The organism is Flavobacteriales bacterium, assembly GCA_016699575.1.
GTDB lineage: Bacteria > Bacteroidota > Bacteroidia > Flavobacteriales_F > PHOS-HE28 > PHOS-HE28.
In genome coordinates, this window is record CP064979.1 from 3,456,381 (window position 1) to 3,471,364 (window position 14,984).

A 14,984-nucleotide genomic window follows, 5' to 3' on the forward strand; every position below is an offset into this window, starting at 1 on the left:
TTGACGCAGCGTCCCCTTGCCCCGCTCTGCCTCTTGCTCGTCGGCGCTGCCGGTTGCGGCGCGGGTGCAGTGACCGAGCAGGACTTGGTGGCCAGGGCCTACGACGATGTCCTTGCGCGCGGTGAGCTCCGGCAGGTGATCCCCATGGAGAGCACGCCGGAAGACAGCGTTGCGCTGGCCACGCAGTACATCGACAACTGGTTGCGCGATCGCGTGCTCATGTACAACGCTGAGCAGAACCTGAGCGTGGTGCAGAAGGATGTGGAAGCCGAATTGCAGGCCTATCGTCGCTCGCTCATCCTGCACGCCTACGAACAGGCTCTGATCGATCAGAAGTTGGATACCGCGGTGAGCGCTGCTGAGGTTGAGCGGTACTACACCGAGAACCAAAAGAACTTCGTGCTGAAGGACGACATCGTCCGTGTGCGATGGTTCAAGGTGCGCGAGGACGATCGGAAGACGCTGAAGCGCATCGAGGACCTGTGGCGCAGCGAGGACCAGCAAAAGCTCCGCGAACTGGAGATATGGCGTGCGCAGCGGGGTGTTGGCATCACCGATACCGGCGATGATTGGTTCGACTTCAACGAACTGTTGAAGGAGGTCCCTATCGAAACGGGGAACCCAACGGACTTTCTCTCGCACACGACCAAAGTGGTGGCCAAGGACAGCGTGAACACGTACTTCGTGGACCTCTTGGAGCACCGATTGCGCACCGGAGCGGCACCTTTGCAACGGGTGGCCCCGGGCATCCGGGCCATCATCATCAACCAACGCAAGTTGCGTCTGCTCGAAGGCATGCGCAACGACCTGTACAACCATGCGCTCGCCAACAAGGATGTGGAACTCCTTCACTAAGGTCCTGGCGGCGCTGTTGCTGCCGTTGGGTGCCATGTCCCAGCCGGCGGGCCAGCTCGTCGATGCCACCATTGCCACCGTCGGGCAGCAAATGGTGATGCACAGCGAATTGGTGACGCGCTTGGAACAGCTGAGGCAGGAGGGTATTCCGATCAATGACAGCGCGCGGTGCGCACAGTTGGAAGACATCCTCTACGAGAAGATCCTGCTCGAACAAGCCCGCATCGACAGCGTGGAGGTGGACGAAGCGCGCATCCAGGCGGAACTCGACCGGCGGATCCGCTACTTCGTAGGTCAGCTGGGCAGCGAGGAAAAGCTGGAAGAATTCTACGGTAAGTCCATCACCGAGATCAAGGACGACTTCCATGATCAGATCAAGGATCAATTGCTCATCCAAGAGATGCAGCAGCGGATCACCGGAGGGGTGCGCATCACCCCGAAGGACGTGCGCCGGTACTTCGAGAGCATACCGAAGGACGACCTGCCTTTCATCAACTCCGAAGTGGAGTGGGCGCAGATCGTGCGCGTGCCGAAACCGAGCCCGGCCGAGGTGAGCCGGGTGCGTCGGCAGCTCGAGGAATGGCGTGCTCAATTCATCAAAGGCGAAAAGGACTTCTGCGCCATCGCCACCATCTATAGCGACGATCCTGGATCGGCAGGCGATTGTGGCGACCTCGGCTGGGCAAGTCCCGGCATGATGGTGGAAGCCTTCGACCTGGCGGCCATGGGCCTGAAGGACGGCGAGTACAGCCAGGTGTTCGAGACGGAATTCGGCTGGCACTTGATCCAGATGGTGGAGCGCCGCGGCCAACAGTACCACGCACGCCACATCCTGCGCAGACCGGTGGTGGGGGAGGTGGAACGCGGCGATCAACGCGCCATCCTCGATAGCTTGGCCAAAGCCGTGCGCGGCGGTAGCAGCTTCACCACGCTCGCGGGCCTGTTCAGCGAGGACGAGGAGAGCCGCGCCATGAACGGCATGATGACCGACCCCAACAGCAACAGCTTCCGTTGGAAGATCAACGAACTGAGCCCGGACCTGTTCCAAGTGCTGGACAAATTGAAACCCGGCCAGGTGAGCGATCCGCTCGTGTTCACTCTGCCCAACCAGACCAAGGCGCTGCGCATCGTGTACCTGGTGAAACGCACCGAACCGCACGTGGTGAACATGACGGACGACTACGCCATGCTGCAGAACGCTGCGGAAGGTGAGCAACGCACACGCCTTGTGAAGACATGGCTGGACGACCGCTTGAAGGAAACGTACGTCCACATCCACGATGACTACCGGGCCTGTCCTTTCCGCAATACATGGGTGACCGTGCCCCCGCAACCTTGAGCCGACCAGCCCGCAAACCGAGAGAGCAGCGATGAACGATGTGGAAGCAGTAGCCCGCTTCGGCGAGCAGTACAAGCGGCTGAAGGCCGAAGTGAACAAGGTGATCATCGGGCAGGATGCCGTGGTGAACGATGTGCTCATCGCCATCTTCAGCAAGGGCCACGGCCTGCTAGTGGGTGTGCCCGGCCTGGCGAAGACGCTGTTGGTGAGCACGGTGGGCAAGGCCCTCGGGCTTTCGTTCAACCGCATCCAGTTCACCCCCGATCTGATGCCGAGCGACATTGTCGGCAGTGAGATCCTGGACCAGGAACGCAACTTCCGTTTCGTGAAGGGGCCTTTGTTCGCCAACATCATCCTTGCGGACGAGATCAACCGCACACCGCCCAAGACCCAAGCGGCACTGCTCGAAGCGATGCAGGAGAAGGCCGTAACAGCGGCAGGACAGACGTACCAACTCCCGGAACCCTTCTTCGTGCTCGCCACGCAGAACCCGATCGAGCAGGAAGGCACTTACCCACTACCGGAAGCACAGTTGGACCGTTTCATGTTCAACATTTGGGTGGACTACCCGACCTATCAGGAAGAACTCGCCGTGGTGAAGGCCACCACAACCGATGTGCAGCCGCAAGTGAACCCGGTGCTCAGCGCCGAGGACATCCTCTTCTACCAAGGCCTCGTGCGTCGCGTGCCTGTCCCGGACAATGTGGTGGAGTACGCGGTGAAGCTGGTGGGCCGCACTCGCCCTGGCGTCAACGGAACGCCGAGCGTCGTTACGGACAACGTGAGTTGGGGTGCGGGTCCGCGCGCCAGCCAATTCTTGGTGATCGGCGCCAAGTGCCATGCGCTGGTGCACGGCAAATACAGCCCCGACATTGAGAACGTGCAGGCCGTGGCCAAACCCATCCTTCGCCACCGTTTGGTGCGCAACTACCGCGCTGAAGCTGAGGGCATCACCGTGGACCGTATCGTTGAGGGCCTGTTGTAAGGTTCTGTCGAAGGTCGCGGTGCTTCCGGCGATCGTTGACAACCATGGATCAATACTGTCGTCTTCGATTTGATCGTACGGTACTTTCGTGCGGTAAGATCCTTTGGTCATGAACACCCGCAATACCGCCGCAGCGCTCGCTCTCGCGCTGACCGCCGCAGCTTCGGCCCAGCTCCCCACTTTGGACATTGCCCTTTACGACATGGGCAACAGCACCTTGGAAGTGCGCGTTCGTCCGGACCTTGACTTCAATGGGGTTTTTGCATCCTCGGTCTTCTCCATCCGCTGGGATGCTGCCAGTGGCGCGAGCTTGGGCAACGAGACGCAGCCGGTGGATGTGATCCCTTACCACAGCATCAATAAAAGCGGGGGTGAGGTGGACGACAACGGCTTCCGCTACCAACCTTATGCAGGGTTCGGTTTTTCCTCGCTCCAGGACGAGGGTGTCCAATGGCTCGCGGGCATTGAGTACACGCTCTGCACCATTCCTGTCGTGAACGGCACCAGCCTTTTCCAGATCGTGATGGACCCTTGGACCGCGAGCAACAACGCGGACTACTACGCCTCATTGAACGGATCGAACCAGACGGGCATCATCTACGGGAACCCTTCCTTGTTGATCGAAGGCGCCTCATCCACCGGAACCATCGTGAACCTGCAGCCCAACCCGGCCAGCAATAGCACGCAACTGACCTTGGGGGCTGTCGATGCGACCGACGTGGAAGTGCGTTTGGTGGATCCCGCTGGCCGCGCGGTTTGGCAGAAGAACTACCCCGCGCTCGTCGGCCGTCAGCAGGAGACCATCGACCTCACGGGTCTTGGTTCCGGTACCTATCTGTTGCGGGTAACCAGCGCAGGGGGCACACAGGTGCATCGCTTGGTGGTGCAGTGATGATGCTGCGGGCATTTTCTACTTTGCCCGCATGCGTTCCTTAGTGATCCACTGTTTTCTTTTCGCTCCTGCCCTGGCCGTTGCCCAAACGCCGTGCACGAACGGCTTGGCGGGCACCTTTCCTTGCGACAAGGTTGATCTGCTCGCGCATTTGACCATGGCCCAATTGGGCAGCACGGCGGGCACGCCCAACGCTGCTGATCTGTGGGGTTGGACCGATCCCCTCACGTTGAAGGAGTACGCCATCGTAGGGATCAACAACGGCACTGCGTTCGTGGACATCAGTGTGCCGAGTGCTCCCGTGCGCATTGGCAATCTGCCCAGCCATCTGGCCACAAGCAACCTCTGGCGCGATGTGGACGTGGCCGGCAACTACTGTTACATCGGTAGTGAACTCGCGGGCCACGGCCTGCAGGTGTTCGACCTTGCACGGTTGCGCAATGTGGTCAATCCGCCTGTCACCTTCACGGAGGATGGTTGGAGCAATGCCATCGGGAACAGCCACACGCTCTACGCCGACAAGCAGCACCCGTACGTTTACTGTGTGGGCACCACCAGCATCAACAACGGGGGCATCACCGTGTTCGATGTCAGCAACCCCACCGCGCCCGTGCTGGCGGGCACGCACACCATCGATGGCTACATACACGAGAACGTAGTGTACACGTACAGCGGCCCGGATCCCGATCACCAGGGCAAGCAACTCAGCATCAATTTCCACAGTGGCAGCCCGGACAAGATCACTATCGTGGACGTCACCGACAAGACCGATATGACCACGCTCACCACCATGACCTACACGGGTGCCCGCATCACGCACCAGGGCTGGCTCACCGAGGACCAGCGCTATTTGTTGATGAACGACGAGGGTGACGAGGGGTTCTATGCGCACGGGACCCGCACGCGCATTTTCGACCTGCTTGATATCGATGCCCCCGCGTACGTGGGGGCATACACCAGCAATCTCCTCAGCACCGACCACAACCTATACACGCACCGCGGTCTGGTCTTCGAGAGCAACTACACGAGCGGCTTACGGATACTGGATGCGACGAATGTTGCGAGCGGTTCGCTCACGGAAGTCGCTTCGTTCGACACGTATCCGGCCAACAATGGCAGCAGCTACAATGGGTGCTGGGGCAACTACCCCTACTTCGCCAGCGGCAGCATCATCCTCAGCGATCTGTACGGGGGCCTCTTCATCGTCCGGCCACGTCTTTCCCTGCGTGTGAAGGCCATGCTCGAGGGCCCCTTCGATCAGAACAGCGGCCTCATGCACGACAGCTTGAGGACCCGGGGTTTCCTGCCCGCCACGGAGCCCTACACGGCTCTTGGCCTACCTGCCATCAATGCGCCCACGGTAGGTGCGGTTTCCCTGGGCACCATGGCCTTCACCGGCAACAACGCGCTGGTGGATTGGGTGGTGGTGGAGCTGCGCGATGCTGTGCAGCATTCGGTGGTGAAGGCGCGAACGTTCGGGTTGGTGCAACGCGATGGCGACATCGTGGCGGCGGATGGATCATCGCCCGTGCAGTTCTCCGTGGCGGTGGGCGATTACCACATCGCTGTGCGGCACCGGACGCACTTGGGCGCCATGACCCTGAACACATTGCCGGTCAGCGTTGCGGAAAAGGCCTACGACCTCACGGATGGAAGCCAACCAACGGTGGGTGCCGACGCTCAGAAGACCATCGGTGCGGTGCGCGTTCTCTGGACCGGCAATGCCGTTGCCGATGCGCAGTTGAAATACACCGGTACGACGAACGACCGCGATCCGATGCTGGTGGCCGTTGGCGGTACGTTGCCCACGAACACGGTGAGCGGGTATTTGCCCACCGACGTGAACATGGACGGTACCGTGAAGTACACCGGCACCAGCAACGACCGCGATCCCATCCTTGTCAACGTCGGTGGAGCCGTTCCGACGAACGTCAGGGTGGAGCAACTGCCCTGAGATTTTTCGGACTTGCCCCGCATCCCGGCCCCAGCTACTTTCCGGCCGCTTCGAAACCTGCATGCACATGTTGATCCGTTCGACCGGGCTGGCCGCCCTTGCGATGCTCTGCTCATCATCGCTCATCGGCCAATGCGTTACCACTTACCCCAGTAGTGAGTCCTTCACGGGTTTCACGGTCGGTGCTCCCGGGACATTATTGAACAACTGGACCAATCTCACTACCGACAACATCGATTGGTACGTTGACAACAACGGTACACCAACCAATGCTACCGGGCCCATTGGCGACCACACCGGTTACAATACCAACGGGATCTACATGTACGTAGAGGCCACCGGTGCAAGCGCATCCCCGAACAAGACCGCCATTCTACAGAGCCCCTGCTATGACCTGAGCACGCTGGTCGATCCGTATCTGACGTTCTGGTACCACATGCACGGGAGCCAAATGGGCCAGCTCATTGTGGACATCAACAACAATGGCACCATTGTCAGCAACCAATGGAGCATCAGTGGTGATCAAGGCACGGCGTGGAAGCAAGGTTGGTTGAACCTGGCTCCATGGGCCGGGCAGAGCAATGTCCGCTTGCGGTTCCGCGCCATCACCGGCAGTGGTGAACTGAGCGACATCGCCATAGATGACGTAGGAGTGCGTTCGCTGGTGCCGGTGTTCGGCTGCCCTGATCCCTTGGCCAGCAACTACAACGCTGCGGTGAGCGTGAACGACGGCAGCTGCCAATACCTGTGCCCACCGGGACAGAGCCGGGTGACCATCGATATCATCGCGGACAACTATCCGCAGGAAACATCATGGACCTTGAAGAATGCTTCAACCCAGGCTGTGCTCGCAAGCGGCAACCATTTGGGTACTTCGTTGTGCGTTCCTGCGAACACTTGCTTGATCTTCCGGATCAATGACACCGCCGGGGACGGGATCTACCACAACAGTTATGGCTACGGGCAGTACACCGTCTCCCTGGACGGTACCATCGTTGTGCAGGACGGTACGTTCGGCAGTTTCGAGGAGACAACGTTCAATTGCGGGCCCGGTGCATCGTGCACAACGGCCGTCCCGATCTCCGCAGGTACGCACACCGCACCGAGCGTTGAACACTGGTTTGACTTCACTCCGCCGCAAACCGGCAGCTACACCATCACGACCTGCGGGCTCAATACCTGTGACACGAAGCTTTGGCTGTATGATATGGCCTGCACCCAGATCAACGCGCAACCCGGTATCGAAGGCGCAACGTTCGGGGATGACAACGATGGCGGCTGTGGTCTGCAGGCCGTCGTGAACGCCAACATGCCCGGGGGTGTTCTGCACCATATCCGCGTGGGCACCAACAACAGCAGTTGTTCGAGCGTGACGTTCACCATTACCTACAACGGCCCGGTGGTGGGTTGCATGGACATCAACAGCTGCAACTACGAGCCGCTCGCCACGGTGGCGTGCAACAATTGCTGTTTGCCGATGGGCGATCCCAACTGTCCCGACGGCCCCGACCTGCAGATGGACCAACCGGCCCTATCGAGCAGCCTGAACATGCAATTCGTGAACATCACGGACGCATGCGCACCGGAGGAAGGCTGCGTGAAGGCGTTGGGAGGTCGCTATGTCTTACGCTTCACCACGCGCATCAACAATATCGGCGAACTTGATTACTACATCGGCAATGTGAACACCCAGCCACAGATGTTCGACGTGAACAACTGCCATGGGCACGCGCACTACGCCGGCTATGCCGATTACCTGTTGTTCGATCAGAACAACAACAAGATCCCCGTGGGTTTCAAGAACGGGTTCTGCGTCATCGACGTGGGATGCTTCGGGGGTACCGGACAGTTCGGTTGCAGCAACATGGGGATCAGTGCTGGTTGTTACGACGCTTATGGAAGTGGCACCACGTGCAATTGGGTCGACGTTACGGACGTACCCGATGGAACCTACACCTTGGTGTTGCGGACCAACTGGCAGCAACGCCCCGATGCGCTCGGCCGCCATGAAACGAGCTACACCAACAATTATGCACAGGTTTGCATTACGCTGGGCGGATTCGGTGGTGCGCGGACCTTCAGCACTGTGGCCAACTGCCCTACCTGGACCGATTGCGCAGGACAGGCCTACGGCGATGCCGAACTGGACTGCACAGGCCAGTGCAACGGAACGGTGAAGACCGGTGACCGTAACGCCGACGGTACGTACAACGCTGCCGATCCCGTCCAGTACGTGCAGGAGATCCTCGGTGACGATGCCACGGTCAGCAACTGCACCGATCTGAATGCCGATGGCAGCATCACCGTGACCGATGCTGCGCTCGTGGCCGAGTGCTACAACCAGCAAGGGATCCACGACGCGGGCGGAACGCACCCGCTCCATTACCATCCATGGTGCGATTTCCCGCGTGGGTTCACCAACACCGCACAGACCACGACGCTTTCACTGGCCAACCTGAACACGGCCAACCAAACGGTTGATGTGTACGTGCTGAACCCCGACAATCGAGTAATGGGGTACGAGTTCACTGTCAGCGGCCTCACCATACAGAACGTGGCCAACCTCGCCGCGCAGATCACCGGGGACATAACGATGTTCAGCAGCTTGGGCGGCAACCGGGTGATCGGTCTGTGCACCAACGACAGTTCCTTGGCAAAGAACAGTGTCGCCGTGCCCTTGTGCAGGATCAGCTACTTGGGGCTGAACGCGGCCCAGCTCTGCATTTCCGACGTTGTGGATGTGGTGAACGAGGATGCCAACAACGTAAATACCGCCGTTGGTGGAGGTTGTTTGACGGTGCCGAACACCGTTGCGCTGGCGGTGAAAGTCCTGCTCGAGGGGCCGTATGCAGGCCCGCTCATGAACGACGACCTGCGGACATTGAACGTGATCCCCACGGCAGAACCGCACACGTCCTATGGGTTCCTTCATGCAGGAGGTGGGGGGGGGGAGACCGTTTCACCGACCGTCTTCGATGCAGTGGGCAGCAATGCGATCGTGGACTGGGTGCTCGTAGAAGCCAGGTCGGCGGCCCCGCCACATTCACTTCTTGCCACGCGCAGTGCACTGCTTCAGAGAGATGGTGATGTGGTGGGAACGGATGGCATGGGCAATGTCTTGTTGAACTTGGCACCCGGCAGCTACCGGATCGTCATCCGACATCGCAACCATTTGGGTGCCATGACCGCCGGTTCAGTGGCACTGGGAGCTGTGCCCGTCACAGTTGATTTCACGAGCCCTGCAACCCTCACCTACGGTACAGATGCCCGCAAGAACGTTGGTGGGGTAATGGTCCTTTGGGCTGGTAACGTCATCCGTGATGTGCCCAGCAGTGCATTGAAGTACACGGGCTCAACGAACGACCGGGACCCGATCCTGCAAGTGGTGGGCGGTAACGTACCAACGGCCACTGTTACCGGTTACTACCGGGAGGACGTCAATCTCAGTGGAGTGGTCAAGTACACTGGTGCGGCCAACGACCGGGACCCGATCCTGATCAACGTGGGCGGTAGCGTGCCAACTGCTACGCGCCTCGAGCAAGTGCCATGACCAGGTACTGACTTTCGGCATGTTGTGCCTGCTCATCGGTGCTTTCTTTCCTTTCGCCGAAGGACTGGACATGGACCCCCACGTTCCATCACATTTGCCGCCCTACTTGACCATACGATGAAACATCTCAGCGCTGTCGTTGCCCTGATCGTTGCCCAAAGCGTGCTCGCACAAGAGCATGTTGAACTGCACAACGCACAGGTTCTCGGCCTCGAATTCCTTGGGGAAACAATGGCCCTCAGGGATTGGGACCCCAACAGGGTTTTCTCCAACGAACCGACCCGCGATGAGAACGGGGTCATCATCAAGCAAGAACCGAAAGGCACCAAGGAAGCACGGCTGCACCAGCATGTGAATCCCAAGGCACTGCCGATGGGCGAGGACCCCGCGCGGCAATCGCGTGATGGCGAACGGTTGCAGGGGCGGGCGCTGGACCTCACCATGAACGGCATCGGCAACACTGGCGTGAGCCCGGGCGACCCTTGCTTGGACGTTGGCCCGAACCATGTCATTCAAATGATCAACGCCAGCAGCGGCGCCCAGTTCCGCATCTATGACAAGAACGGAACAGCACTCAACGCTGCGACCTACTTGGATAATTTCATCAACGCCATCGGGGGTATCACCACCTACAATGGCCTTGGCGACCCGATCGTGCTTTGGGATGCGCTGGCCGACCGGTGGTTCATGAGCGAGTTCAGCAGTTCCGGCAACCGTATGGTGATGTGCTTGAGCACCACGGCGGATCCTTTCGGTACATGGTACGCCTACAGTTTCACGGCACCGGCTTTCCCTGATTATCCGAAGTACGCTGTGTGGCCAACTGCCTATGTTATCACGACGAACGAGGGCACGGGATGTCCCATCTACGCCCTTGATCGGAGCAAGATGCTGTTGGGCCAGGCAGCGACATCGCAGCGTTTCACCACCCCGGACTATCCCACCATCAGCTTCCAAGCCACTACGCCTATCACCTTCGAGACAGGTACGCCACCGCCTGCCGGAGCACCTGCGATGCTCATGCGCATGGCCGACGATGCATGGTCGGCTTCCATCACGAACGATCGATTGGAGATCTGGTCGCTCACCTTGGACTGGGTGACGCCCGCCAACAGTGTCCTGTCAGGGCCGAGCTATTTGAACACGACTTCCTTCGATACGGAACTCTGCGGTTACACTTCGTTTTCGTGCATCGATCAGCCCAGCAGTGCAACCAACCTCGATCCGTTGCGCGAAGTGATCATGAACCGTGCGGCCTACAGGAACTTCGGAACGCACGAGACCATTGTCTGTAACCATGTCACTGACGTGTCGGGTGCCGATCAGGCAGGCATGCGGTGGTACGAACTGCGGCGGAACGGTGGCATTGCCAACCCTTGGGGCATCCACCAGCAAGGGACGTACGCTCCGGACGTCAACAGCCGTTGGATGGGCATGATCAACATCAATGCGGCTGGTGACATAGGCCTGGCCTACAACATAAGCAGCGGAACCGTTTTCCCCGGCATCCGGTACACGGGGCGCAGTGCGATCGATCCCCTTGGCCAAATGACCTATGCAGAGACCACGATCGTGGCAGGGATTGCAGCCAATTCCAGCAACCGTTACGGCGACTACAATTCGTTGGACGTTGATCCGACCACGGGCAGTTTCTGGGGCACTGCGCAACACAATCCGGCCAGTGGATGGAGCACGCGGATCTTTGAATTTTCCTTCGCGGTCCCGCCGTGCATCGCCCCTAGCGTTGTGGCCACGCCTACATGCATCAGCACCAGTCAATACAACGTTTCCATCAACGTGTCATCGATGGGCGATGCCACGAGCCTGACCCTGCAGATCGATCCCGATGGCGGTGGACCGGCCCTGCCGGTGACCGTGGGCACCGCCAACGGTACAGGTACATACGGCCCTTACGGACCATATACCTCCGGTTCTGCGGTCACGGTATTGGCCTTGCACAACGCGTTCCCCGATTGCAACATCAATCTACCGGGTGTTGTGGGCATCTGCAATTCCCCGGGTGCCGGGTGCACGAGCTACAACAGCACGGCCCCGACCGCCATTGTTGACAATGCTACCGTGACCAACACCATTGTGGTGCCCAATAACGGTGGTGCCACGATCACTGACCTTAATGTTCACGTGAACATCACGCACACCTATACGTCCGATCTCCGCGTGTCCCTCACCAGCCCAGCAGGCACCACCATCGCCCTCATCAATTCGGGCCTTTGTACCAACAGCGACAACATCATCGTTGAATTCGACCAAACGGGGTCGAACGGCAACGTTGGTTCCACCTGCCCGATGAACAATCTGTTCGTTATCCCGGCGCAATCACTGGCCGGGTTCAACGGCCAAGTGTTCCAGGGTACTTGGACCCTTAGCGTGCAAGATGTGGCCACGGATGATGTTGGAGCGGTGAACAACTGGTGTTTGATCCCTGCATTGAGCTTCCCCAACGTTGCGCTTTCACCCCAAGTGATGCTCGAGGGGCCGTACAACAGCGGAACGGGTTTGATGAACGCGGCGCTCCGCACCCTGCCGACGTTCCCGCTCACCGAGCCTTTCACCGCAATGGGCTTCGCTCAGGCAGCTGGCGGAGGTGGTGAGACGACCACCACGGGTATCTTGGCGGTGACCGGCAATAATTCGATCGTGGATTGGGTGCGCGTGGAATTGCGGAGCAGCGCTGATCCCACGGCGATCGTGGCCACGCGACAAGGTCTCCTGCAGCGGGACGGCGACATCGTTAACGCAACGGATGGTACTAGTGCTCTGACATTCGGAGTTGCGGCCGGCAACTATTTCGTGGCCGTACGCCACAGGAACCACCTCGGCGTGATGACGTCCACCACGAGGGCATTGAGCGGTACTGCCACCATTGTCGACTTCCGCAGCGCCGGCACGCTTACCTATGGGACGAATGCGCGCACGAGCAACGGCGCCGTGCAGTTGCTCTGGGCAGGCAACTCGTTCATGGATGCTGTGAACGACAGCCAGCTGAAGTACACGGGCACGAACAACGACCGTGATCCGATCCTGGTCGCCATCGGCGGCACGGTGCCTACGAACACGGTGAGCGGATATTTCATCACCGATGTGAACCTTGACGGAGTGGTGAAGTACACGGGCACCACCAACGATCGCGATCCGATCCTGGTGAACGTGGGTGGCACGGTGCCAACGGCCACCCGGCTGGAACAGTTGCCTTAACGGAGACTTCGGTCGGCTTTCCCCGCTGGCCCGTAGGATGGCCGGAGCGGGTGTCCACGGTTCGACGATATTCGGCGCATGGATAAGAAGACGACCAGGTACTCCCATGTGCTGTTGGCGGTCATCGCTTTAGGCTCCGCCGATCAGGCTATTGCCCAATGCGGTGTTGGCGAAGCCGAAGTGACCATTGCGGTAACCACGGATGCCTTCGGCTTCGATACGTACTGGCAGCTCGTGCCCGGCGGCAACCCATGCGGGATCGGTACCATCTTCACCGGGGGCAATTTCAACATGGGCTGCAACACGGGGGGCTGGAACAACCAAACATCAGGCGGCTATGCGGGCAACACCACCATCACGGAGGGCCCATGGTGCTTGGCAATGGGGGAGGTGTTCGATATCATCAGCATCGACGATGGCGGCAACGCGCAGGCATCCTTCGAAGTGATCGTTGACGGTTCCAGCGTGGTAACCTTCCAGGATGCAGGTCCGCGGAGCGCGTTTTCGTTCGCCGCTCAAACCGCGGTAGTCCGGGACCTCAGCGTGGTCGAGCTGCAGGCACCGTTGTACAGGAACCTCGGACAAAGCGTTCCGGTGCGTGGTACCGTGCAGACCTTTGGTACGACCGTGGTGAACAGTTTCGACCTCAATTACAGTGTAGGCGGCGGTGCGCCTGTCGTACAGAGCATTTCCGGGCTCAACCTCCAGATGGGCGAACGCTATTTGTTCGAGCATGCAACGCCTTGGGTGCCCGCAGCCACGGGATCCTACTCGCTGAGCGTATGGGCGAGCAACGTCAATGGTGCCTCGGACCTGAACACGGTGAACGATGCTGCGAACAGTGCCCATGTGATCTCCCAGCCCAGGCCCAATATCATTGATGACATCCTCGCCGCTCCGGTACCTGTTGTCATGGAGATCGCCAATAGCAATCAGGATATCCTCGTGCCACGTGATCTGGCCTTTCATCCAGAGTTCGCCAGGAACGAGCTATGGGTGTTGAACAAGGACACGGAAGCGAGCGGCAGCAGCACGGTGAAGTTCACCGGTGCAGGCACGGTGGCTCAAACGCACCTGTGGCAGGAAGACCCTAACAATTGGCACTTCATGAGCCTGTCCACCGCCCTGGCTTTCGGTGACAACGGGAACTTCGCCACTTCGCCGGGTGTGTTCGACGCCAACCACAACGGCGGTTCTCCGTTCACCGGCATTTCGCTCTGGAGCAGCGACCCCGCGACCTATGCCCAGAACCTTTTCGGACCGCTGGGCAGCCACTTGGACATGCTGCACGTGAACCCCAATGCCCAGGGAATAGCGCATGAACGTTGGAACCGCTATTGGGTGGTGGACGGCTACAATCAGGATGTGGTCATGAACGACTTCATGCAGGACCATGGACCGGGTTTCAGTTGGCACGGCGACGCGGTCATCCGCCGGTACAGTGGCATGACCATCACACGCGATCCAAACGACCACATTGTGAGCCATTGCGAACTGGACCCGAACAGCAACTGGCTTTACGTTGTGGACCATGGTGGTGATCGTGTGCTGCGGCTCGATATCACGACCGGTTCGCCCAATGGCGCACCGGCATTCGGTCCATTCGAACCATACGTGGAGTACACCCAAATGGCTGGCGAGACCTGGGAGGTGGTGGCCAATACCGGACTGGTTGAACCTGCTGGCTTGGCCATTGTTGACGACCGTTTGCTGGTCAGTGACCATTCCAACGGCGAGATCGTGGTTTATGACCTTTCGGCGCCCGGCATTCCTGAGATCGGCCGTGTTGCCACGAACAGTCCCGGCATCATGGGCATTGAAGTGGGGCCTGATGGGGCCATTTGGGCGGTGAACGCCACCACCCATCAACTCTTGAAGATCGCCCACACGGTAAGCGTCGAAGTTGGTGACAACATCATCAATGCGCCTCGAATGCAGGTGTATCCGGTGCCTGCCAGCGACCGGTTGAGCTGCGTGGGCGCAACCCCGAATGACCGGCTCTTGGTGATCGACCCCGCTGGCCGTGCCGTGATCGAGGTGCCCACCGGTCCTTCCGGACAAGCTGACATCGACGTTGCGGCGCTGGCTCCCGGTGAATACGTGCTCTGCGACCGGACGAGGAGGGTTAACCAGCGCTTTGCCATCGTGCGCTAGCCTGTCCGGGACGCTTTACTCCAGACCACAATAAGGATA

Annotated in this window: 8 protein-coding genes; all 8 read left to right on the plus strand. The window is 59.6% G+C overall.

Translation table 11 applies throughout. The features are described 5' to 3' along the window. The 8 genes from IPJ76_14440 to IPJ76_14475 all read left to right on the plus strand — a co-directional run bounded on the left by IPJ76_14440 (position 1) and on the right by IPJ76_14475 (position 14,945). Positions 1–855: a hypothetical protein gene (locus IPJ76_14440; GenBank protein ID QQR85790.1), complete on the plus strand. Its 855-nt coding sequence runs from the start codon at positions 1–3 to the stop codon at positions 853–855. Continuing rightward, positions 818–2,194 carry a peptidylprolyl isomerase gene (locus IPJ76_14445; protein ID QQR85791.1) on the plus strand — a complete coding sequence of 459 codons (1,377 nt, stop codon included), beginning with the start codon at positions 818–820 and terminating at the stop codon, positions 2,192–2,194. The genes IPJ76_14440 and IPJ76_14445 overlap by 38 nt, the downstream gene beginning before the upstream one ends. Positions 2,195–2,225: 31 nt before the next feature. Continuing rightward, positions 2,226–3,179: a MoxR family ATPase gene (locus tag IPJ76_14450; GenBank protein QQR85792.1), complete on the plus strand. Its 954-nt coding sequence runs from the start codon at positions 2,226–2,228 to the stop codon at positions 3,177–3,179. Positions 3,180–3,288: 109 nt separating this feature from the next. After that, positions 3,289–4,071, plus strand: a complete 783-nt coding sequence (locus tag IPJ76_14455) for a T9SS type A sorting domain-containing protein (GenBank protein QQR85793.1) — start codon at positions 3,289–3,291, stop codon at positions 4,069–4,071. Between the two features lie 31 nt (positions 4,072–4,102). Beyond that, a complete protein-coding gene (locus tag IPJ76_14460; protein ID QQR85794.1) occupies positions 4,103–6,025 on the plus strand; it encodes a choice-of-anchor B family protein in 1,923 nt (640 codons plus the stop codon). Positions 6,026–6,092: 67 nt separating this feature from the next. Next, positions 6,093–9,575, plus strand: a complete 3,483-nt coding sequence (locus IPJ76_14465; GenBank protein QQR85795.1) for a hypothetical protein — start codon at positions 6,093–6,095, stop codon at positions 9,573–9,575. 117 nt (positions 9,576–9,692) lie between these two features. Beyond that, positions 9,693–12,791 carry a proprotein convertase P-domain-containing protein gene (locus IPJ76_14470; GenBank protein ID QQR85796.1) on the plus strand — a complete coding sequence of 1,033 codons (3,099 nt, stop codon included), beginning with the start codon at positions 9,693–9,695 and terminating at the stop codon, positions 12,789–12,791. 78 nt (positions 12,792–12,869) lie between these two features. After that, positions 12,870–14,945 (plus strand): hypothetical protein, encoded by a 2,076-nt coding sequence (locus tag IPJ76_14475; protein QQR85797.1) that lies wholly within the window; start codon positions 12,870–12,872, stop codon positions 14,943–14,945. Positions 14,946–14,984 lie beyond the last annotated feature (39 nt).